The 22,040-nt window shown below is 72.2% G+C and carries 14 protein-coding genes and 2 riboswitches; of the genes, 13 read left to right on the top strand and 1 reads right to left on the bottom strand.

What is annotated here, in order from left to right; all coding sequences use genetic code 11:
• Positions 1-11: 11 nt before the first annotated feature.
• Positions 12-2,873 carry a hypothetical protein gene (locus tag AC6JA9_RS37430; RefSeq protein ID WP_223782692.1) on the bottom strand — a complete coding sequence of 954 codons (2,862 nt, stop codon included), beginning with the start codon at positions 2,871-2,873 and terminating at the stop codon, positions 12-14.
• Between the two features lie 268 nt (positions 2,874-3,141).
• Between AC6JA9_RS37430 and AC6JA9_RS37425 the strand changes: the two genes are divergently transcribed.
• From AC6JA9_RS37425 to AC6JA9_RS37365, 13 genes are all read left to right on the top strand, one after another.
• Positions 3,142-4,395: a dipeptidase gene (locus AC6JA9_RS37425; RefSeq protein WP_497958577.1), complete on the top strand. Its 1,254-nt coding sequence runs from the start codon at positions 3,142-3,144 to the stop codon at positions 4,393-4,395.
• Positions 4,396-4,554: 159 nt separating this feature from the next.
• A complete protein-coding gene (locus tag AC6JA9_RS37420; protein ID WP_267699307.1) occupies positions 4,555-5,655 on the top strand; it encodes a hypothetical protein in 1,101 nt (366 codons plus the stop codon).
• 44 nt (positions 5,656-5,699) lie between these two features.
• Positions 5,700-6,296, top strand: coding sequence for a sigma-70 family RNA polymerase sigma factor (locus AC6JA9_RS37415; RefSeq protein ID WP_497958576.1), 597 nt, complete (start codon positions 5,700-5,702; stop codon positions 6,294-6,296).
• Entirely contained in the window at positions 6,293-7,171 is an 879-nt protein-coding gene (locus AC6JA9_RS37410; RefSeq protein WP_223746941.1) for a tetratricopeptide repeat protein, read from the top strand. Before AC6JA9_RS37415 ends, AC6JA9_RS37410 begins: the two co-directional genes overlap by 4 nt.
• On the top strand, positions 7,168-8,427 hold the full coding sequence (locus AC6JA9_RS37405) for a DUF7305 domain-containing protein (protein WP_408889028.1): 1,260 nt from the start codon (positions 7,168-7,170) through the stop codon (positions 8,425-8,427). Before AC6JA9_RS37410 ends, AC6JA9_RS37405 begins: the two co-directional genes overlap by 4 nt.
• Before the next feature lie 74 nt (positions 8,428-8,501).
• Positions 8,502-9,023: an FHA domain-containing protein gene (locus AC6JA9_RS37400; protein WP_497958575.1), complete on the top strand. Its 522-nt coding sequence runs from the start codon at positions 8,502-8,504 to the stop codon at positions 9,021-9,023.
• A 9-nt stretch (positions 9,024-9,032) separates the two neighbouring features.
• Positions 9,033-9,279: riboswitch (cobalamin riboswitch) on the top strand.
• Positions 9,280-9,338: 59 nt separating this feature from the next.
• Positions 9,339-11,300, top strand: a complete 1,962-nt coding sequence (locus tag AC6JA9_RS37395; protein ID WP_408889029.1) for a TonB-dependent receptor plug domain-containing protein — start codon at positions 9,339-9,341, stop codon at positions 11,298-11,300.
• Between the two features lie 333 nt (positions 11,301-11,633).
• The gene (locus AC6JA9_RS37390) at positions 11,634-13,247 is read left to right on the top strand and encodes an MXAN_6577-like cysteine-rich protein (RefSeq protein ID WP_497958574.1); all 1,614 of its coding nucleotides are present in this window, start codon (positions 11,634-11,636) and stop codon (positions 13,245-13,247) included.
• A 19-nt stretch (positions 13,248-13,266) separates the two neighbouring features.
• Positions 13,267-13,482, top strand: a riboswitch (cobalamin riboswitch).
• 185 nt (positions 13,483-13,667) lie between these two features.
• Positions 13,668-15,044: a hypothetical protein gene (locus AC6JA9_RS37385; protein ID WP_408889031.1), complete on the top strand. Its 1,377-nt coding sequence runs from the start codon at positions 13,668-13,670 to the stop codon at positions 15,042-15,044.
• Positions 15,041-15,769 (top strand): cell surface protein, encoded by a 729-nt coding sequence (locus AC6JA9_RS37380; RefSeq protein ID WP_223782685.1) that lies wholly within the window; start codon positions 15,041-15,043, stop codon positions 15,767-15,769. The genes AC6JA9_RS37385 and AC6JA9_RS37380 overlap by 4 nt, the downstream gene beginning before the upstream one ends.
• The gene (locus tag AC6JA9_RS37375) at positions 15,766-16,257 is read left to right on the top strand and encodes a QcrA and Rieske domain-containing protein (protein WP_223746947.1); all 492 of its coding nucleotides are present in this window, start codon (positions 15,766-15,768) and stop codon (positions 16,255-16,257) included. Before AC6JA9_RS37380 ends, AC6JA9_RS37375 begins: the two co-directional genes overlap by 4 nt.
• 151 nt (positions 16,258-16,408) lie before the next feature.
• Positions 16,409-18,091, top strand: a complete 1,683-nt coding sequence (locus AC6JA9_RS37370; RefSeq protein WP_223746948.1) for an adenylate/guanylate cyclase domain-containing protein — start codon at positions 16,409-16,411, stop codon at positions 18,089-18,091.
• Positions 18,092-18,267: 176 nt separating this feature from the next.
• Positions 18,268-21,978 (top strand): serine/threonine-protein kinase, encoded by a 3,711-nt coding sequence (locus AC6JA9_RS37365; RefSeq protein ID WP_497960816.1) that lies wholly within the window; start codon positions 18,268-18,270, stop codon positions 21,976-21,978.
• Positions 21,979-22,040: the final 62 nt, after the last annotated feature.

The raw sequence follows: 22,040 nt of genomic DNA, 5'->3' as shown, positions 1-22,040 counted from the left end.
CCCCGGCTCCATCACAGCTCGTGGTAGGGCTTCTTCGTGGACAGGGGGTTGGACCGGCTCACGCCCGACAGGTTCCCCACGCTGTTGCTCCGTCGCAGCATGGGGCTGGGCGCGCCCACGTGCTGCGAGAGGTCATCGGGCGCCTGGGGCAGGTCCATCGCCTTGGCCTCCGCAATCACGGTCATGTGGGCCACCCGCAGGTCCATCGCCGCGGTCCGCGGGTTGTCGGGGGGCGCGGGCAGCGCGCCGTCATGCTCGACCAGGTACACCGCCAGCTGGACGGCCCACGCGCCACAGCTGTCCTGGGCGAGCGCTTCGTTCCCGTCGCGGTCGTCCTGGTAGCGGACGGTGCAGCTCTCCGCCTCGATGCCAGGGAATGGCAGGTTGAGCAGCTGGAGGTCCTCCACCGGCACGTCGTCGGGGCTGAGCGGGTCGATGTAGAGCAGCTTCGCCTTGCGACGTCCCAGGAGGTTCGGCGCCCCGAGCGTGATGTAGAGCAGCGCCCAGTGGTTGCGGTGGCGGTGGAGCGGCTGGATGATGACGGTCGTCGCCGTGGTGATGGCCCCATGGACGGCGGTGCTGTACGCGGAGCGGTTCATCTCCCGCCACTGGACGCGGCTGATGCCGGGGAGGACCGCGACGTGCGGGTGGCCCTGGAGGTAGTAGCGCTGGAGGCAGTAGATGTCGTCCTCCTCGTAGTAGGTCCCCTCGTCGTCGAGCTTCGGGAGGGCGCTGGGGTCGCTGAAGTGTCCCAGGGCCTCGTACTCCTTGCGCTTCGACTCCAGGTCCTCGGCCTCCTTCTCCCCGTCCCGCGGCGAGCCCGACTCCTGGCTCCCGGAGACCTGGGACTTCTTCTTGCGAGGCAAGTCGATGACCCGAGGGGAGGGCTCCGCCAGCACCCGCCGCTTCACCTTGCCCAGGTTGTGAGGGCTCAGCAGGGGGAAGTCATGGACGCGGGGCCGGACGGGCACGACGACGTCCTGGCTCGGGGGTTGGATGACCACGAGGGGGCTCCCCAGCGACAGGCTCCCGGGGAGCTTGAGGTTCGGGCGGTCGAAGTCGATGCCCGTGTTGAAGAGGTCCAGGTTGCGCATCAGCAGGCGCTGCTCGAGCATCATCCTGCGGAAGTTCGTCTCCACGGAGGAGAGGACGTTCAGCTCCCGGGCCGTCTTCCCCTCCTTGGACTTGAGCTTGAGCTGGTGCTTGAGCAGCCCATCGAAGAAGGTCTGGACCGACAGGGGGGTGCCACAGACACGCATGATGCCGTGGACGAGGTCTCCTCCCGTCGGGTGCTTGCTCGCGCTCTCGACCAGGATCAGCAACCCGCCTGCTCGCGACGTCTTCGACGTGGCCAGGAAGCCCTGGAAGAAGGCCAGGTACTCGGCCCGCTCCAGGGTGGTGTTGTTGGTCGTGTCGATGATGATGGCCCCGAGCTCTCGCGCGGACACGAAGGGCTTGTTGTCGATGTTGATGGGATTGGGCGCGCCGTCGAAGACCAGGACGCGGGTGCCGACCTTGCTGTCCAGTGACGCGTAGAGCTCGTCATGGTCGAGCTCGAAGTAGGGCGCCCAGGACTGGATGGGCAGGGGCTCGCCCTGGGAGTCCAGCTTGGCGCCGCCCTTCGAGGAGAACAGCCAGTTCGAATACAGCATCCCGAACATCGTCGCCGACCGGAGCGCGGCCATGCCCGACACCAGCGAGGCCTTCTTGAGGACGAGCCTGTCGTTCACCTCGACCGGCGCGTCTCCGTCTCCCTTGGTGGGCTTCCTCGACGGCAGCAGGTCCGAGTCGTCATCCTCGTACTCGGACTCCGACCCGTAGCCTGAGTCATCGGGCTCGGGCTTGCGCTTCTTCTTGGGACCCTGGACGCGTGGGAGGACGCCCGCGAGGGTGTAGGAGACCTGGTTGTTCTCGAAGGCCCAGGAGCACGCCACCTCGCTGCCGTTGAAGTTGCCGATGAGCTCCGCGTAGTTCGCCGCCGTGGCCTTGGGGGAGTTGTTCGTCAGGGCGTGCAAGGCCGACATCAGGCGGTCGAGCGCGGCGAGCTGGTCATCCCCATAGCCCTCCAGGGACGTGATGAGCTTGATGACCGGCGGCACCTTCGAGGGCACCACCTTGGGCATCACCTTGAGCATCGCGGTGATGAACTCGCCGGTGAAGTCGAGCGCCTCGATGATGGCCTCGGCCCCGGCGGCAGGAGGCAAGAGCCCCGGGTCCAGCCGGATGCCGTTGGGGATGTCCGCGAGCGTGGGGAAGACCGAGCCGAAGCCCTCGCGTGAGACGACCTCGATGCCAATGCCGCGGGCGCGCAGCGCGCGCGTGAGCCTGGCCCCGAAGACGCACTGGATGATTCGCCACTGGCCCTGGTTGTTCAGCTTCGAGGGGAAGGCCTGCGCCTCGTTTCCGAGGATGCACAGCATCGGATAGCCGTGAATCTGCCAGCCCGGGCCTCGCTCCATCGCGAGCCGCGTGCCCCCCTCGACGTGGAAGCTCTTGCCCTTCTGCACGAAGCCGGCGAGCACCGCCTGGCACACCGCCCGCTTGGACAGGATGGCGATGTCGCTGAGCGGCACGGCCAGCCCAGCGCAACCCTCCTCGAACAGGGAGAGCAGCGAGTACATGCCGCCCCCGTTGCTGAGCGGCTGACGTCCGCCTCCCTTCGACGAGGTGTCGAGCGGCTTGCCCCGGCCCAGCACGAAGCCCGGGCTGTACGAGCGGGGATAGGACCGCGTCCCCAGGTTCGCGCCCGTCGAGAACCTCGTGAAGGGCACCATCGAGTTCGCGGACGCGAGCATGACCTGGTGCAGCCACTCGAGGTCGTAGGTGATGCGGATGCTGCCCGCTTCTTGAGCTGCCTCGACTTGCCACACCATCGACCGGCTCCTTGGTTCCCCATCGGACGAGCCCGGGTGCGCATCGGGGGACGCGCGGCGTCGGGAGGGACCTGGCCGGAGGTTTTGCATGCGTCGCGCCAGGGTGGACTTCACTCGGGAGCGCGCGGGATGGGGCCCCTGGCGCACCGTTCCCGGGGCGCTTGCGTCGTGCCTGGACGCACGTTCGTCCCGAGGGGACGCGGCTTCAACCCATCCCCTCTCCGTGAAAGAGTGCGCCCACCCGTCCCGCCGTCCCGAGGTGCCTTGCGTGAACCGCTCCGTCCTCGCCGCCCTGGTCGTCCTGGGAACCGCCCCGTCGCTCGCCGCGGCGCCCGCGCCCGTCTCCGCCAAGGCCCGCGCCATCCATGACTCGGCGCTCATCATCGACACCCACGTGGACACGCCCCTGCGCATGCTCAACGAGGGCTTCGACGTGGGCTCCAAGCCGCCCAATGGCCAGGGGCACCTGGACCTGACGCGCGCGCGGGAGGGCAACCTGGGCGCGGCCTTCTTCTCCATCTGGGTGGAGCCCAAGGAGTACGCCGGCCGCTACACCCACCAGGCGCTGCGCATCATCGACTCGGTGCACACCGCGGTGGAGCGGCACCCCGACCAGATGGTGCTCGCGCTGTCCTCGAAGGACATCGTCGCCGCGCGCTCCGGCAAGCAGAAGAGGCTGGCCACGCTGCTGGGCGTCGAGGGCGGCCACGCCATCCAGAACGATTTGGGCGTGCTGCGCGACTTCTACCGCCTGGGCGTGCGCTACATGACGCTCACCTGGTCCAACACGAACGAGTGGGCCGACTCGTCGGGCGACCTCACCGACACCACCGTGAAGCACCACGACGGCCTCACCGACTTCGGCCGCGACGTGGTGCGGGAGATGAACCGGCTGGGCATGCTCGTGGACGTCTCGCACGTGTCCGACAAGACCTTCTTCGACACGCTGAAGGTGACGCGCGCGCCGGTGATTGCCTCGCACTCGTCCGCTCGCGCGCTCACGGACCACCCGCGCAACATGACGGACGAGATGCTCAAGGCCGTGGCCGCCAACCGCGGCGTCGTCATGGTGAACTTCTTCTCCGCCTTCGTCGACGACGACTACCGCAAGGCCTACGCCGCCATGTCCCAGGAGCGCGCCGCCGCCCTGGCCGCGGTGGAGGCGAAGCACCAGGACTCCGACCCCGTCACGCGCTTCCGAGCCCAGTCCCAGGCCGGCTGGGAGTGGGCCGCCAAGGTGCCGCGTCCTCCGCTCAAGGCCGTCATCGACCACATCGACCACATCGCGAAGGTGGCCGGCGTGGACCACGTGGGCCTGGGCTCGGACTTCGACGGCATCAACTCCGCGCCCGAGGGACTCGACTCGGTCGCGGACCTGCCGCGAATCACCGAGGCGCTGCTCGCCCGGGGCTACACGCGGGAGCAGCTGCACAAGATCCTGGGCGGCAACCTCCTACGGGTCTTCCGCGATGCGGAGGCCGTCAGCCGCGAGCTGCGCTCACCCCCCAGCGTCCGGCGCTGATTCCAGTCCCGCGAGGGCAGGCGGCGGCACGAGGGAACGTGACGCCTGTCCGCCCGGGATTGCAGGCGCGGCGCGTCTTTTCCGATGCACCTGCTGTACAGCGGGTCCGGGGAACCCGGGGGCTTCCTTCGGCCACACGCGAAAGCTAGCCTCGCGTTCATGGCATCGGGCGTCGTGTTGATTCGGCTGGGGCTCGTCGCCGCCCTGTGCCTGGGCGTGGAGGCTCGCGCGGAGGACGGCGGCGGCGCATGGCTGGCCGTGGCGCGCATCGCCTCCGCGGAGGACGGCGCCCTGCTCGAGCGCGTGCGCGGACAGAGCAGCGACCTGCCCGTGGAGCTGCGCGCCATGCCGGGCCCCTCCCTGGAGGGCCCGCCCCAGGCCCAGTGGCGCTCCGCCGTCGAGCTCGCGGACGCGCACCAGGCCCGCGCGGTGCTCTGGTTCCAGCGCTCCGGCTCCGAGCTGCGCGTCCACTTCGCCGAGCCCGGCAGCCGGCACCTCTTCGTCCGCACCGCGAAGCTGGAGGGACAACCCGGCGCGCTCGAGTGGTCCGCGGGCGCCGAGGCCGTGGCGCTCGTGGTGCGCTCCGCCCTGCGCGCGGTGGAGGCGGGCACGCCCCTGGGCGAGGTGGTGGAGGCCGCCGCGCCCCCCGTGCCCGTGCTCGAACCCGAGGCCGGCCCCGTCGTCGTGCCCCCGGAGCTGTGGACCTATCCGCCGGCCTCGAAGGACGCGCGCTCCCTGCGGTGGCAGGTGATGGTGGGCGGGCTCGCCGCGCTGGATGGGTACACGGACTCCGGCCAACAGGGGTTCCTGATTGGCTCCGGGTGGGAGTTCCCCTCGGCGCGGCTGCGGCTGCTGCTCTCGCTGAGCCTGGCGCGCATGCTCCCGGATGGGCGCACCGACGTGAAGCTGGAGCAGTACTCGGGCGGGCTGTGGCTGGACTTCCCGCTGCTGGAGACGGGCGCCCTGCGCTGGGGCCTGGGCGCGGGGGCGGGCCTGCTGCTCTTCGGCCGCAGCACGGAGTCGTACTTCCCGGGCATCCAGGCCGCCAAGCCGCGCTTCATCCCCGCGCTGCTGGTGGGGCCCGACACGTCCCTGCGGTGGAGCTTCTCGCGGCTGCTCGCCGTGGAGCTGTCCGTGGCCGCCGACGCGGCGGTGGGGCGGCCGGAGCTGGGTTACTCCGAGAACGGAAACTTCGTGCCGCGCAATCAGGGCTGGGCCATCCGGCCCAGGGCGTCCCTGGCGCTGGTGCTGCTGCCATGAGCGGTGATGACCCGTTTTCGCCTCGGCCTCCCTCCATGGGGTCGATGACGAGCACGGGTCCGGAGGCCATCGGCAGGGCAAGACCTGGAGTGGACCCGCGCATCCAGGCGGCCATCCAGGGGCGCAAGGAGGCCGCCGAGTCCCTGCTGCTGGAGCTCCTGCCCCGGGTGCGCAACCTGGTGCGCTACCTGGTGCACGGCGACGGGGACGTGGAGGACATCGCCCAGGAGGCGCTCATCGCGCTGCTCCGGGGGCTGCCCTCGTACCGGGGAGAGGGGCAGTTCCACTCGTGGGCGGACCGGGTGGTCGCGAGGACCACCTTCGCGTGGCTGCGGCGCGCCCGGGGCACCGAGGCGCGCAGGGGCGAGGAGCCGGCCGAGTTGACGGCGGTGCCGTCCGAGGACGCGCCGCCGGACGAGTACGTCCACCGCCGTCGCATGGTGATGCTGCTGGACCGTATCCCCGACGAGCAGCGGCATGCGATGGTGCTGCACCATGTGCTCGGCATGAGCGTGCCGGAGGTGTCGGACGAGCTGGGGATTCCCTTCGAGACGATTCGCAGCCGCCTGCGGCTGGGGCGCACGGCGCTGCGCGCGCTGGCCACGGATGCGGGTGGCGCTCCGGAGGGAGGTGCGGCATGAGTCGGCTCGTGGATGAGGACGGGCCGAACGAGCTGCTCACGCCGTTGGATGACGGCTCCGGACCCGCGCGCCGGCTGTCGCGGCAGAAGTCCGCAGCGCTGGTGCAGGCCGCGCTCCTGGCCGCGATGGACGCGCCGTCGCCGCCGCCGCGTCGGCGACACCGGCCGCATTGGTGGATGGGCGGGGCCCTGCTCGTGGTCGGCGCCGCGGCGGTCGCGACCTGGCAGCTCTGGCGTCGCCAGGAGCCTCCTGCTCCGGAGGACACGGCGGTCATCGCTCCCTCCGCGCCGCTGATGCCCCGCGCCGAGCCCGTCGTGCCCGTGCCCGAGGCGCTCGCGCCGGAGCCGCCCGTGCCGTCGATGCCCGGTGCGGCCGCGCGAGCGCAGTCCGTGCCTCCAGGGCCGGAGGGGGTCGCTCCGCAGGTGCCCGATGCGGTCGCTCTGGAGTCCATCACTCCGGTGAAGCCCCGGATGAGCGCGCCGTCCGCCGCGCCCGCGCCGGAGGACCTGCTGCGCCGGGCCAACGCGCATCGGGCCACCGGACAGTGGAAGGCGGCCGAGGCGCTCTACCTGCGCGTCATCCGGGCCGAGCCCCAGGGCATGTCCGCGTACGTCGCGCGCGTGGCCTCGGGCGCGCTGAGGCTGGAGCACCTGGGCGATGCGCGCGGGGCGCTGCGCCAGTACCAGGAGGCCCTGAAGGGCTGGCCCGGGGGCTTGTTGGAAGAAGAGGCGAGCCACGGTGTCACCGAGGCGCTGCGCGCGCTGGGGGACCGGGACGGCGAGGTGCGCGCGTTGGAGGACTTCCTCGCGCGTCACCCCGATTCGCCCCATGCCGTGGCGGCCCGGAAGCGGCTGAAGGAGGTCTCAGGTCGATGAGTCGCGCCAACGTGACGAAGGTCCTCTGCGTGCTGGGGCTGGTGGGCGCCTGGAGCGCGTGCGAGGTGAAGGACCCGGTGGCCTTCATCGAGACGCCCCGCAACGACGCGGGGCCGGTGGCCTCGTCGGACGCCGGGCCAACGACGGGCGAGGGCGAGGAGCCCGCCGATGACCACACCGCCTTCTGCGCGTCCACGGGGCCGCTGCTCCTGGTGGGCGACAGCCTCACGGGCGCGAAGGTGTGCAGCGGGCACCTGGCCGAGCGGGCCTTCCGCTACGCGCTGTGCTCGTGCGAGCGGCTGGCCTTCAGCGCGTCGCTCACCACGGATGCGTTCAAGAGCTCGCTGGGCAAGTACGTGCCGGGCGGCAAGGGCGGCGCGGTGGCGACGAACGGCGGCGTCGCGGCCAACGACACGCTGACGATTGGCGGCGGGCTGAGCGCGGGCGGCGCGGACGGCATCCTGCTGGGGCGCGGCCTGTCGGTGGGCGGCGGGCTGTACAGCGGCGGTCCGCTCAGCGGCAACGTGTCCGCGCAGGTGACGGGGGACGCGTGGGTGCGCGGCGACGTGGGGCTCGCGTCGCTGAGCGTGGCGGGCAAGCTGGCGGTGCCCGCGGAGCGCAGCATGTCCGGCACGGTGACGGCCGCCGAGGTGCTGCGCGAGCCGGTGGACTCGGTGTCGCCGTGCGCGTGCGGGGACACCGCGTCGGTGGTGGACATCCAGGGGCTCATCGCCAACCACGCTCGCGAGAACCACAACGACGTCATCGACCTGGAGCCCTCGGCGCTGCAGGGCTTCACCGGCGAGCGCACGCTGGAGCTGCCGTGCGGGCGCTTCTTCCTGACGGGCATCGAGGGCCAGGGCCGGCTGAACCTCGTGGTGCGCGAGCGCACCGCGCTCTTCGTGCGGGACAGCGTCGTCATCGGCGAGCGGCTCTCGGTGGAGGTGGTGCCGCCGGGGGAGCTGGACTTGTTCGTGGGCGGCGACATGACGGTGGCCGGCCAGCTCCTGCTGGGGTCCGTGGACGCGCCGGCGAAGGTGCGCGTGTACGCCGCGGGGACGGGGACGCTGGGCATCTCCGCGGGCAGTGTGCTCGCGGGAAACCTCTACGCGCCCGGCGCCACGCTGACGCTTAGCGGCAACGCGGAGGTGTTCGGCTCCGTCTTCGTGCGCCACATCGAGTCGTCCGGCACGCTGGCGTTGCACTACGACGCCGACATCCTCTCGCTGGCGAGCGCCTGCGGAACCGTGGAGTGACGCAAGGGGGGTGGACAGGGCGAGGGGGCGTGCACAGGTTTGCGTGCACACCTTCCCGGCCTGGAGGGCTCGTCGTGCTCCACCGTCTGTCCACGCTGATGTCCCGGCTCCAGGAGGACCGCGAAGCCCTGCTGCGGGAGGTCGGGTGGCCCGTTCTGGTGTGGGACTCCATGCCGAGCCGTCCGCGCTCCGTGGCGCAGGCGGAGCCGCCGACGCTGAAGGTGCCGATTCCATCGCGAGTCGTGGAGCCCGTGGTGTTCGAGCTGTGTCCGCGCTTCCCTGGCCGAGGGCCGGAGGTGATGGTGGGCCGCAGCCCCGAGTGCGACATCGTCCTGCCCGAGCCCACCGTGTCGCGACAGCACGCGCGCTTCCGTCCGGAACCGCACACCGAGGTGTGGAGCGTGACGGACCTGGAGAGCCACGGCGGCACCTTCGTGGAGGGGGTGCTGATTGTACCGGGGCGCTCGACGCCGCTGTTCAGCCAGGCCTCGCTGCGACTGGGGGGCGCGCAGGTGGTGTTCCTGCAGGCGAGCGCCTTCGAGTCCTACGCGCGCGCGTGCGAGGTGTCGTCCCGGGTGCGCTTGACGCGCTGGTAGTCAGCTCCTAGAAGGGGTGCGCCCTTGGGTGCCCATGTCGGGCTTTCAAGAGGGAAGCCGGTGCGATTCCGGCGCGGTCCCGCCACTGTGAATGGGCCGCCCTGAGGTCAGGGCCGGGGACTTCGGTTGTCGCCACTCCGGCGGTGTCCAGGCGGACGCTCCGGGGGAAGGCGGAAGCCCCCTTCCAGCCAGACGCGTCGTGCGCCTGGAGCTGGAGTCCATCAGCCAGGAGACCTGCCCGAGGGTGCGGACGTGTCGCGTGGCGGCACGGGCGGATGGCCTTCTCTCTTCGATGGAGAGAGCGGAAGGCGGAGCATGCGGCGCACCTTCCTCGCCGGGCACCTGGTGTGCCTGGCGCTCAGCCTGCCTTCCGGAGCGCGCGCGCAGGCGACGGACGACGTCGTCGTGCCCGCGACGGTGGTGCGAGGCAAGGCGCCGCCGCCTCCCGACGCCCCCGAGCGCCGCGACCCCACGGGCGCCATCACCGTCATCGACGCGAGCGAGCATGCGGGCGAGGCGCGGGACACGGCGGAGCTGCTCGTGGGCTCGGTGGGGCTCGCGGTGCAGGACTCGGGTGGCTACGGGCAGAGCAAGAGCCTGGTGGTGCGCGGCGCGGCGTCGAACGGGGTGTTGGTGTTCCTGGATGGCATCCCGCTCAACGGCGCGGGCGGCATGGCGGACCTGTCGCAGGTGCCGGCCGCATTGGTGGAGCGACTGGAGGTGCTGCGCGGGGGCGCGGGGGCTCGCTATGGCTCGGGAGGGCTCGGCGGCGCGGTGAACATCGTCACGCGCGCGCCGTCGTCGCACGTGCGGGCCAGTGGAGAGGTGGTCTACGGGAGCTGGAACACGGCGCTGGGGCACGTGGCCATCACCGGGCCTTTGTTGGACGGGAACGCTTTGGTGCTGCTGCACGCGGGGCGCTCCGATGGGGACTTCGCGTACGAGCTGGATGAGCTGCCCGCGGTGCCGGACAACCCCGTCACGGCGGAGGCGCGCGCGCGCAACGACGCGAAGGGGGGAGGCGTGCTGCTGCGGTATCGGCGGCGGCTCCCGGGGGGCTCGCGGCTGGATGTGCTGTCCGAGCTGTCGCTGGAGGACCGCGCGATTCCGGGCACGGTGCAGAACCCCCAGTCCGCGGGGCGACAGGACCTGGACCGGCTGTCATTGGGCGTGCGGTGGTCGGGGACGCAGGCGAGTGTGAGGGGCTTCTTCCGTCGCGATGGCCTGGAGGTGACGGGGGGGCTGCTGGGGGCGGGAGGTCCGCAGCGGCATGTCGTGGGTGGGGTGGAGGTGGAGGGGCGGACGCTGCTCGGGGGCGGGCATGCGCTGACGGCCACGGTGGCGTCGTCGGGTGAGCAGGTCACCCAGGCGAGGGGCGCGCAGTCCGCGAGCTGGTGGCGCGGCAGTGTCATGGTGATGGACGAGTGGGCGCTGGTGGCTGACGTGTTGAGCGTCGTGCCGTCGCTGCGGTTCGAGCGGGTGGGGCCCTACTGGTTGTTCTCGCCGAAGGTCGGCGCGTGGCTGTCGTTGGGCGGAGGCGTGGGGCTTCGGGCGAACGCGGGACAGTCGCATCGCGCGCCGTCGTTCCTGGAGCTGTACATCCGTCAGGGGACGTTGTTGCCCAATCCGGGGCTGAGGCCCGAGCGGGCGCTCTACGCGGACGCGGCGGTGGTCTGGGACTCCCAGGCGACGGTGGCGGGGGCTCCTCGGTGGAGTGTGACGGCGGGCGGCTTCGCGGCGCTTTACGAGGACCTCATCGCGTACGAGCTGTACCCGCCGATGATGGCGCGGCCGTACAACTTCGACGCCGCGCGGGTGTGGGGCACGGAGCTGGAGGCGGAGGCGCGGCTGTTCTCGTGGCTGTCGGCGAGCGGTGGCTACACGTGGCTGCGCACGCAGAACCGGTTTGGAGACCCGCGCTACTTCAACCAGGACCTGTCCAATCGCCCGCGACACAAGTGGGTGGGGCGCCTGCGCGCGGGGCCGGAGTGGCTCAACGCGCGCACCGAGGTGCTGTATCAGGCGTCGCAGTTCGTCAACCGCACGGGCACGCGCTCTCTGCCCTCGCGCACGCTGTGGAGCGTGGGGGCCTCCAGCACCTTCCTGCACCGGCCCGAGGTGACGCTGTCGGTCGAGGTGAAGAACCTGCTCGACGCGCGGGTACAGGACTTCACCGGCTTCCCGCTGCCAGGGCGCGCGGCGTACGCGACGCTCGCGGTGTCGCTCGAGCCGGCTCCTTCTGCTCCCGAGGGCTCGAATGCGCCGCGCGCTCCGTGAGCCCGGACGCCGGAGTTGTTCCGGAGCGCGTGGCGTGCGAGGTGACACCGCGCCGTCGCCAGTCGGTGTGCGGTCCTCTCAGCCGCCCGCGCAACTCTCGCTGGGCCGCTCGGCTCATGAGCTGCGCGCCCTGCGCGCTCGCGTGCCCATGCCGGTCGTTCACGGCACCCGTTGCAGCGCCGTCCTCTCGCAGGGGGCATCTCGCACGCACGCTCCTCGCGTCCGGTTCGTCCGTGGGGCCCGCTCGCGAGGTGCGCGTCGCATGTGTTCGCTCTCCCTGGCACCGGTCGTTCGCGGTGATGCCGCGCCTGCCTTCCCCTTCCTGAGGACTCGATGCTTCCTGTTCCTTCCTTCGTAGCGCCCAGGTTGCTCGTCCTGTCGCTGCTCTGTGTCTCGGCGCTCGTGCTCACGGGCTGTCCGGATGAGGGCGTGGTCTGCACCTCCGGCCTCGTCGTCTGTGACGGCGCCTGCGTGGACACGCGGAGCGACACCGCGCACTGCGGCGCCTGTGGCACCACGTGCTCCTCGGGGGAGGTCTGTCAGGACGGCGCCTGTGGTTGCCGCGCGGGCACCGAGTCCTGCAACGGCGCCTGCGTGGACACCGCGACGGATGTCGCCCACTGCGGCGCGTGTGGCTCGGCCTGTGCCGCCGGGCAGGTCTGCGAGTCCGGCACCTGTCGCGAGGGCTGCTCCGAAGGGCTGCTGCGCTGCTCCGGCGCGTGCGTGGACGGCCAGTCGGATGCGCTCCACTGCGGCGCCTGCGGCAACGTGTGCCCCGATGCGCAGTCCTGCCGCGCGGGACGTTGCACCTACGACGTCGTGGCCGCGTGCTTCACCAACGGGCAGCTCGTGGGCCTCCAGGCGGGGACGGACCAGCTCGGACCTCGCCGAGAGTTCGGCGCTGGCATCCAGGCGCTCGCGTCCTGGGACGGCTTCGTGCTCGGCGCGGACATGACCAACGGCAAGCTGCTCCAGGCTCCTGGAGGCAACCTGGGCGCGCTCGTCGAGGAGGACTCGCTGGGCGTCGTGTCCGGCTCCCCCAATGACATCCTCGTGGACCCGCCCCACGTGTACGTCATCGACTCGGTGAACAACACGCTCCAGGTGCTCCGCCGTGACGGCCCGTCCCACGGCAACGGCCTGGGCCTGCGCACCGTGGGGCAGTTGAACCTCGGCCCGAACACCAGCCCTCAGGCGCTCGCGCGCTTCGGCGACCTGCTCTACATCCCGCTCTTCGGCACCGGCAGCTCCAACTTCCAGCACGGCAACGCCGTGGCGCGCGTGGACATCTCCGACCCCACGCAGCCGCGCAAGGTGGACACGCTGTCGCTCACCGGCCTGGACCTGAAGCCCTTCGACGGTACGGGCTCCATGCCCCTGCCGTTCTCGGTGACGGCGACGCGCACCCACGTGTACGTGGCGCTCACCAACCTCAACCCCGCCAACGACTACCGCCCCAACGGGCCGGGCATGCTCGCGCGCATCGACCCCGCCACCGGCGCCGTCAGCGCCATCGACCTGGGCCAGGAGCGCTGCCTCAACGCGGGCTACGTGGAAGCCGTCGGTGACCAGCTCGTGGTCGCCTGCATCGGTGAGGCCATCTACGACACGGCCAACGGCTACATCGCCACGTCGGTTCGCTCCACGGGGCTGGTGCTGGTGAAGAACGATGTCCCCGTGGCCTCCTACGCGCTGAATCCCGGCTGTCAGCCCGGCGCACCGGGTTGCCTGTTGTCGGTGGCCAGCCGCTTCGCCGTGTCCCGAGGCGCGGTGTACCTGGCGGACACCAACGCGGGCCGCGTCTTCGTCGTGGAGGTCGGTGATGGCACCCTCACCGAGCGCAGGGGCTCCTCCACGCCCACCGCGAAGGGCCCCGCGCTGGAGGCGTGCCCGGTGGACCCTCGACGCCCCGTGTCCAACGCCATCGACGTCACCGCGCTCCATTGACAATGCCTGTCGCCCGCCATATCCCGGCCGCGTCCTCGGTGCCGTCGTGCGAACCACGGCGGCTCTAGGGAACCCGGTGCGAATCCGGGACTGCCCCGCAGCGGTGTGCAGGAACGACCGCCGTCATTGAAGCACTGGTCCCTCACGGGACTGGGAAGCGACGGCCACTAGGTGGGCGCCCTCCGGGGCTCCCGCGCCTGCGAGTCCGAAAACCTGCCGTGGACCCGTGCCCCTTGGGCACGGACATCACCGAGGCCTCCGAGGGGAGGCGGCGGAGGCGTCAGCCCATTCACCGCGCACCGTGGGGTGCTCGGGTGCCCGCCTTCGACCGCGTCCTCCTGGAAGCCCACCCGCCCGTGGGGGCGGAGAGGGACGAGGACGCAGATGAAGACGGCTGAATCGAAGCGCGCGAAACCTTGGATGAAGTCCGCATCACTGGCCGTGGCCTCCTTCGCCGTGGCCCTGCTCGGCACCGGTTGCAACCCGGAGTGTGTCGACCCGTTCGACTGCCGCGCCGACAATGGCGAGGCCCCCGCGGGACAGCAGTGGGTCTGCGTCGACGAGCGGTGCGAGACCGAGCCCCTCCCCACCACCCCGACGCCCGATGCGGGGACGCCGGATTCGGGCACGCCCGACGCGGGCCCGCCGGACTCCGGGACGCCGGATTCTGGTACGCCGGACTCCGGCACGCCCGACGCGGGTCAGCCGGACTCGGGCACGCCCGACGCGGGTGAGCCGGATGCAGGTGCGCCGGACGCGGGTGAGCCGGATGCCGGCCCCGTGGTGGTCGACTGCGCGACGGTGCCGCTGGACCCGAAGCTGGGCACGCTCGTGCTCCAGCCGGGCTTCGTCGCCGCCGAGTCCGTGGCGCTGTCGCCGGACATCCTCGCGCTCGGTGCCTCTCCGGGTCCCACGTATGCGTTCTACGGCATCCAGGGACGGGGCAAGGACGCCGCGCTGTACTCGCTGGGCACCTGGCCCGACCTGCTGCCGGGCACCACGAAGCTCTTCGACATCATCACCCCCGCGGACCGCGAGGGCGGCGCCACGGTGTACCCGAACGGCTACGTCATCAACGACGGCCTGCGCGTCTTCACCGGCTACACGCTGGGCGCCACGGGCTCGCCGGGCAACGTCGCCGCGTATGACCTGGCCACGCCGGCCAACTCGAGCTTCGTCGTCGCGCCCAAGAACTTCTCCGCGGCGGCCTTCACGTCCGGGGAGCTGAGCGCGGTGCTCGTCAACGGCGGCGGTCTGGGCTCGGCCTCCGACCTGGCTGTCTATGGTCTCGTGACGTCCACGGACCCCATGGGCACGGTGCGCGCGGTCAACTTCCCGCAGGGTGACGTGGTGGGCAGCGGCTTCACCGCCGTGACGGACACGGGCGTCGCCGCGCTGGGCTACTTCGACCAGAACTTCGTCAACGTCCTCCACGGCGTGGCGCCCACGACGCTCGCCACCGCCATCACCAGCGGCACGCCGCTGGACCTGGGCACCCAGGCGAAGGTCGACGTGGGCAGCGACTTCAACGACGTCGCGGCCTTCGGCGGTGGCGTGGTGCTCAACCGCGGCGCCTACGCTCCCCCGGACTACGACTTCGTCGCCACCGACGTGTCCCGCTACGCGCTGTCGGTCGGCGCGAATGACGCCGTGACGGTGGGCGCGCGCGTGCCCGTGCTCACCTACGTCAACCAGTGCACCACGGTGCGGATGCTCAAGGCGCTCGGCTCCGACGTGCTCGTCGGCGTGTCCGACCGCAACGGCCGGCGCCTGGTGCGCCTCCAGGTGGCGCCGTGAGCACGCGCGCCTCCTCGTGGTTCGGTCGCGGCACCGTGCTCGCCCTGGCGCTGAGCCTGTCCGCGTGCGGTGGGGACGAGGCTCCCGTCACGGACGACGACGCGGGGCCCGGTGACTCGGGGACCGACGCGAGCCCCTCGCGGCCCGCGGACCCGTACGCCGACGAGGTGGTCGAGTACCTGCCCGGCCCCGGCGCGGGCTTCGGACAGGACCGCTTCCCGTCCATCGTCCTGGGCGCGCCGGTGGGCGCGGGGCTGGACAGCGGCTCGCTGGATGTCCTCTCGCTGGGGCAGGGTGGCTCCATCACCCTGCGCTTCACGGACCTCGCGGTGGTGGATGGCCCGGGCGTGGACCTGCTCGTCTTCGAGAACGGCTTCCTCATCGCCGGAGGCCCGCGCGCCTTCACCGAGCGGGGCCGCGTCTCGGTGAGCGACGACGGCGTGCAGTGGCACGAGTTCCCCTGCGCCCCCTCGGACGCGACGAACAACTACCCGGGCTGCGCGGGCGTGCGTCCCGTGACGGCCAACCCCGCCGCTGGCATCAGCGCCACGGACCCCGCCGTGGCCGGCGGTGACGGGTTCGACCTGGCCACCGTGGGCCTCGCCCGGGCGCGCTACGTGCGCATCGTCGACGCGGGCACCAACGGCTCGGCGGGCACCTCCGCGGGGTTCGACCTGGACGCCGTCGCCGTGGTGAACGGCGTGTCGCTGACCGCCGCGCCATGACGGACCTGGACCGCCGCGCCGCGCTCCTCACGTTGGCCCGGGGCGGCTGTGCCCTGGCCACGCTGGGCGCGGGGTGCGGCGGCGAGTGGCGGGAGGCCATCGTCCTGGACCCTCCGCCCGAGGGCGCCTCCTGCCCCGACCTCCCCCAGCCCGGCACCGCCGCCGAGGGCTGGGTGGAGGTGCGGCTCGAAGCGCATCCGGGCCTCGAGTCCCCCGGAGGCCACGCCCGGGTGCACGCGCCCGAGGCCCTGCTGGACGTGCTGCTCGTCCACACGACGCCCGGGTGCTTCGTGGCGCTGTGGCGCATCTGCACGCACGGCGACTGCGGCGTGGACTGGCGGCCCGGGGAGGGCGTGGTGGAGTGCCCCTGTCACGGCTCGCGCTTCGCCCTGGACGGCGCCGTCCTCCAGGGCCCGGCCCGGCGGCCGCTGGCGGCGTTCACCGCGGTGCGGCAAGGCGCGTCCGTCTTCATCCACCGGCCGCGCTGAGCCCCGCACCCGAGGGAGCGGCCCGGCGCACTGTCAGTCCTGACCCGGCGACGGGCCTTTGCGCCGGGAGTCCGGGTCAGCCCCGTCCCCCTCCGGGGCACAGGTCTCCCTCTCTTACGTTGAGAGAGAGTCGTGTAATGTCGGGGATTCGATGTGGCAGATCATCATCAACGGGCCCGGCTACTTCGACACGTCCTATGACTTGCCCGAGGGCGTGACGAGCCTGGGCCGCGCCGACGAGAACGACATCGTGCTGGGCGGAGACCTGGTCTCGCGCCGGCACGCGCGCCTCTACGTGGAGGCGGACATCCTGCGCATCGAGGACCTGGGCAGCCGCAACGGCAGCCGCGTCAACGGCGCGCCCCTGCAGGGCTCCCGGCAGCTGTCCCCCGGCGACTCCGTGGCGCTGGGCGAGAACACGCTCGCGGTGCGCCAGCCCAACACCGTGGAGAACGCCGCCACGGAGATGGTGGACCTGGGCGCCGGCGGCGTCGTGCGCTTCGGCCACGGACAGGACGTGGGGCCCTCGGTCCTGCTCGCCAAGAGCGTGCGCGACGCGGACGTGCTGCGCCTGCTCGACAACGTGGGGCCGGTGCCCTTCGAGGACTTCAACCAGCAGGCCTCGTTCGTCCCCCCGGCCAGCCCCCGCGTGGCGCAGGAGACGCTGGTGCTGATGTTCCGCACCGCGGAGGCGCTCTCCACCGCCACCACGCTGTCCACCTTCCTGGACCTGACGATGGACCGGCTGCTGGAGCGCACCGACGCCACCACGGCGGTGGTGCTGCTCAAGCACCCCACGGGCGCGCTCGTCCCCGCGGCGGTGCGCCACCGGGGACGGCTGGCCAAGGGCGAGGTGCCGGTGTCCGACGCCATCGTCGACGAGGCGCTGCGCCAGGGCCGCGCGCTCGCGGTGGGCGACGTGCGCGACGACCGCCGCTTCGCCGCGCGCGAGAGCGTCATCCTCTACGGCGTGGCCAGCGTGCTGTGCATCCCCATCGGCTCCGAGGCCCCGTACCAGGGCGTGCTCTACGTCAACACCTCCGCCAAGGGCGACGGGCTGGAGCCCATGCTGGACGCGTGCTCGGCGGTGGCTCACCTGGTGGCCACCGGCGTGCAGAAGTTCTCCCCGCGCGACGGCGGCGCCACGCAGGAGCGACTGCGCCGCTCGCTGGAGCGCTTCCACCCGCCCGACGTCGCCGAGCGCCGCGCCACCGAGGCCCAGCGCCAGGGCGGCCGCCTGCCGGGCCTGGAGGAGCGCACCCTCACCGTGCTGCACGTGGAGCTGGTGGGCTTCCCCGCGCTGGCGTCGCGCATCGGCGGGGCCAAGGCGACCAGCCTGCTGAGCGACTTCCACTCGCGCGCCACCGGCATCGTGTTCAGCTTCGAGGCCACCGTGGAGTCCTTCATCGGTGAGTCCATGCGGGCCCTGTTCGGCGTGCCGTACGTGAAGGGCGAGGACTCCGTGCGGGCGGTGCGGGCGGCCTTGGCCCTGCGCTCGGACTGGGAGCGGGCGATGAGCCGCCGTCCCCTGGACGAGCGCTGCTCGCTCCGGATGGCCCTGCACACCACGCGCGCCCTGGTGGGGATGATCGGCAACGAGGTCCGCCCCGACTACACCGCCGTGGGCGAGGGCATGTCCGTGGCCACCTGGCTGGCGGCGACGGGCAACCCCGGGCAGGTGTTGATTTCCGGTAAGGTGCTGGCGGCCGTGGCGGCCCGCTTCGACGTGATGCCCCTGGGGGAGCGGCTGGTGCGCCCCCCCAAGGAGAAGGTGGCCGCCTTCGAGGTCCTCGACGAGGACGTCGGGGTGTTGACCAACCCCGGCCTGCGGTGAAACCCCCTGCGGCAGGTTGACGGGTTGATGGACCAGGGCAAGCCAGGGTTCAATGGGCGCCCGAGTGGTGGACCCCCGCCCCCATGAACGCTCATAACCCCTCCGCCCGGCTGCGCCCGTTCCGGCCCCAGCCCTTTGGCCGGTACACCCTCCTGTCCCATCTGGCGACGGGCGGCATGGGTGAAATCTATCTCGCGAGGCTGGAGGGCGCGCAGGGCTTCGAGAAGCTCTGCGTCATCAAGAAGATCCTCCCGCAGCTCGCCGAGGACACCGACTTCGTCGAGCGCTTCGTGGGTGAGGCGCGCACGCTCGTCCGCCTGAGCCACGGCTCCATCGCCCAGGTGCTGGACATGGGGCTGCACGAGGGCGAGGCCTACATGGCCCTCGAGCACGTGGACGGCAAGGACCTGCGCAAGGTGGCCGCCCGGGTGGGGGACAGGCAGGTTCCGCTGCCGCTGACGTTCATCCTCTACGTCATGGGCCGGGTGCTGGACGCGCTGGCGTACGCGCACCGCAAGAAGGACGACGACGGGGAGGACCTGAAGCTGGTCCACCGGGACATCTCGCCGCAGAACATCCTCATCTCCTACGAGGGGGAGGTGAAGGTCATCGACTTCGGGCTGGCCAAGAGCCGGCTGTCGGCGGCGAAGACGAACCCGAGCATCATCCTGGGCAAGTTCCTCTACATGTCCCCGGAGCAGGCCCGGCACCAGCCGGTGGACCGGCGCGCGGACCTGTACGCGGTGGGCCTGACGCTCTACGAGCTCATCTGTGGGAAGAACCCCTTCGACGGCATCCACCCCGGCGAGCTGATGTCCGTGGTGGCCAACCCGAAGGTGGCGCCGCTGGACGAGGTGGAGCCGCTCACGCCGCGCTCGGTGACGGCGCTGGTGGCCAAGGCGCTGGAGGTGGACCCGGCGCAGCGCTTCCAGACGGCGGAGGAGTTCCGCGGCCGGCTGCAGGCGTGCCTGATGGAGATCGACCCCAGCGCGGGGCCGGAGAGCGTCAGCCGCTTCATGCGCGAGCTGTTCACCGCGGACTTCCAGTCCGAGCGCCGGCTGCTCGCGAGCCTCAAGGACGTGCCGCGCGGTGGCTACGCCGAGGCGCGCGCCGCGGCTCCGGAGCCCTCGGAGGAGGGGGCCGCGCCGCGTCCGTCGCCGCCCGCGGGGGCGATGTTGCCGGCGAAGACCATCCGCCTGGATGGGCCGGTGGAGGCGCTGTCCTTCCATCCGACGCGGCGCAGTCGCGATGGTGGGCCCGTGGATGACGGGGAGACGCGTCCGGGCATCCCGATGGACGAGTCCACCCGGCCCGCCTTCCCGCTGGAGGCGCTGGAGGAGGAGGCTCGGGTGCGGGCGGCCCGGCTGAATCCGGACACGTCGCCCTCCCTGTCCGTGGAGGTGGCGCCCGAGGTGGCCGCCCGCCCGCCCTCGCCGCCGCCCGCCGTCGCGCCCGCGCCTCGGCCGCCGTCGCAGACGCGCGAGGTCCCGCTCACGACCATGCCCGCGGAGGCGATTCCTCCCGCGCCGCCACCGCCACCTTCGCGCCCGGACACGCGGCCCACGGAGCTGGAGCTGCTGCCCGTGGGCGCGGTCGTCGGCCCCGCGGACGGGCAGGGGAGCCCCTACGACGCCACCGACCCCCGCGCGGAGCCGCTGCGTCCCTTCGGGGAGGACCCGCGTGGCGCGGCGTCCCGGCCCCCCACGTTCAGCGGCGGGAACCCGCGTCCTCCTCCGCCTCCCGTCACACCGCCTCCCGCGGCGGTGATGCCCCAGCGGCAGGCGCTCGTGCCTCCTGGCGCGCCGGCACCGGCGTCTCCGGCGCGCTCCGGGGTGATGGTGATGCCCGCTGTCAGCGTGCCTTCCGAGGCGCCGGCTTCGGGTGTGACGACGCGGCCTGGACCTGGGGCCTCGATGCCGTTCGCGGGCGAGCAGCCCGCGTCCGGTGTGACGACGCGGCCTGGACCTGGGGCCTCGATGCCGTTCGCGGGTGAGCAGCCCGCATCCGGTGTGACGACGCGGCCTGGACCTGGGGCCTCGATGCCCTTCGCGGGTGAGCAGCCCGCGTCCGCTGCGACGACGCGCTCCGGACCTGGGGCCGCGATGCCCTCGGCTGGCGAAGTGCCCGCGTCCGGTGTGACGACGCGGCCAGGACCGGGGGCCTCGGTGCCCTTCGCGGGCGAGCAGCCCGCGTCCGGCGTGACGACGCGACCTGGACCTGGGGCCGCGCCGCCCCCTGGGTCTCCGTCGCGCTCGGGCGCGATGACCATGCCCCCGGCCGCCGCGTCCGCGCGCGGCGGCTCCCTGACGTCGAACCCGGGTGTCCCCTCACGCTCGGGTGCGATGTCGATGCCCGACGCGGCGTTGACGTCGAACCCCGGCGTGCCGTCGCGCTCGGGAGTGATGACGGGGCAGGGCTCCGCGTTGACGTCGAACCCGGGTGTCCCCTCCCGCTCGGGAGCGCTGCCAGGGCAGGGCTCCGCGTTGACGTCGAACCCAGGGGTTCCGTCGCGCTCGGGCGCGTTGCAGGTGCAGGGCGCCGCGTTGACCTCGAACCCAGGCGTGCCGTCGCGCTCGGGAGCGAAGGTGGGCGAGCCGGGCGTGGTGGTCTCCGACCTGGAATCTTTGGTTGGTGACGCGGACGGCGAGCTGCCGGTGCTCACGCCCGAGCAGATGGGACACGGCGAGCCGTCGGAGCGCCTGGAGGAGATGGACACGAACCCCCGGGCGTCGCGGCCCGGGCGAGCGGAGCGCTACGAGGACACGCACCCGCGCGCGCCTCGGGACGCGGACACGGACCCTCGGGGTCCACGCGTGGCGGACATGCAGGCCCGCGCCGCCGTCCACGAGGACACCCAGCCTCGCGTCGTCCTGGACGAGAGCCTCCTGCGTGACGCGGAGGGCGTCGCGCGCGACGACGAGGAGCGCTCGGGTGTCTCGCGTCCGAAGACGGGCTCGCGCCGTGTGAGGCCGTCCTCTCCGGGCATGGCGCCCGCGCCGGGGCGACGCACGGGTGTCAGCCGTCCCGTGGTCGTCGCCGTGCCCGAGGAGGAGGAAGAGGACGCGGACGTGCGCGTGTCCATGGCCTCGCACGAGGAGACGCGGCGCACGTCGGTGCCCTCGCGGCCCAACGTCCCCGTCCGTCGCCCGTCGGAGGACACGCGCAAGACCACCGTGCCCAAGCGCGGCAAGCGCAGCTCCGCGCTGACGTGGGTGGTGGTGCTGGGCGGCTTGGGTGCGCTGACGGCGGGAGCGGCGTTCCTCCTGTCGGACCCCCAGGTCCGGGGAATGGTGATGAACCAGCTCGGGCAGCTCGGCCTCGTCGCCAAGGGGCCCGAGGGAGCTCCGGCTCCGAGCCCCGTGGCTCCAGGCGCGAAGGCCTCGAAGGCCCCTGGGGACGGCGCCGCGGAGCCCAAGCCGGGCGCCGTGGTGGCGGAGCAGGCCCCCGTGGAGGCGGCGGCCCCTGGCGAGCAGGCCCCGGCTGACAATCCCGCGGCGGTGGACAGCCCGCCGTCCGCGCCTCCCGAGGCCGAGGCGGCCACCGCGCCGAAGAGCGCCGAGGACGATGACGGCTCGTTGCTGGCGCCCCTGGGGAAGCCGGCTCCGAAGGCCCCCGCGCCGAAGCGCGCCAACACCAATCGCGTGCGCATCATCAAGGGCGCGGGCCCGCAGACCGAGCTGGCACGCGAGTGGAAGGCGGCGAACGCCGAGTTCAAGAAGCTCGAGGCCCTCCGGTCCTGCGACAACCTGGGGTTCCTCTGCCAGAAGCGGGACGACCTGGATGAAGAAGTCGCCGCCGCCCAAGGGGAGTCCAACCCCGAGCTCTTGAAGACGGTGAGGAACTTCAGGAAGCAGGTCCAAGGCAAGCTGGCGTCAGGCGACCCGTGACGCCGTTGCCGTCGTCCTCGGACTTCCAGGAGCCAGGGTGTTGACCGGAAGTCCGGGTCGGG

It is taken from the genome of Myxococcus sp. MH1, from assembly GCF_059738865.1.
The sequence above is the reverse complement of the archived record's forward strand: the minus strand, read 5'-3'. Positions and strand labels throughout refer to the sequence as shown.

Excerpts from the sequence above, each read along its gene's own strand:
- AC6JA9_RS37430 (WP_223782692.1), bottom strand. The coding sequence starts at position 2,873 with ATGGTGTGGCAAGTCGAGGCAGCTCAAGAAGCGGGCAGCATCCGCATC.
- AC6JA9_RS37420 (WP_267699307.1), top strand. The coding sequence starts at position 4,555 with ATGGCATCGGGCGTCGTGTTGATTCGGCTGGGGCTCGTCGCCGCCCTG.
- AC6JA9_RS37415 (WP_497958576.1), top strand. The coding sequence starts at position 5,700 with ATGACGAGCACGGGTCCGGAGGCCATCGGCAGGGCAAGACCTGGAGTG.
- AC6JA9_RS37410 (WP_223746941.1), top strand. The coding sequence starts at position 6,293 with ATGAGTCGGCTCGTGGATGAGGACGGGCCGAACGAGCTGCTCACGCCG.
- AC6JA9_RS37405 (WP_408889028.1), top strand. The coding sequence starts at position 7,168 with ATGAGTCGCGCCAACGTGACGAAGGTCCTCTGCGTGCTGGGGCTGGTG.
- AC6JA9_RS37395 (WP_408889029.1), top strand. The coding sequence starts at position 9,339 with ATGCGGCGCACCTTCCTCGCCGGGCACCTGGTGTGCCTGGCGCTCAGC.
- AC6JA9_RS37390 (WP_497958574.1), top strand. The coding sequence starts at position 11,634 with ATGCTTCCTGTTCCTTCCTTCGTAGCGCCCAGGTTGCTCGTCCTGTCG.
- AC6JA9_RS37385 (WP_408889031.1), top strand. The coding sequence starts at position 13,668 with ATGAAGTCCGCATCACTGGCCGTGGCCTCCTTCGCCGTGGCCCTGCTC.
- AC6JA9_RS37375 (WP_223746947.1), top strand. The coding sequence starts at position 15,766 with ATGACGGACCTGGACCGCCGCGCCGCGCTCCTCACGTTGGCCCGGGGC.
- AC6JA9_RS37370 (WP_223746948.1), top strand. The coding sequence starts at position 16,409 with ATGTGGCAGATCATCATCAACGGGCCCGGCTACTTCGACACGTCCTAT.
- AC6JA9_RS37365 (WP_497960816.1), top strand. The coding sequence starts at position 18,268 with ATGGGTGAAATCTATCTCGCGAGGCTGGAGGGCGCGCAGGGCTTCGAG.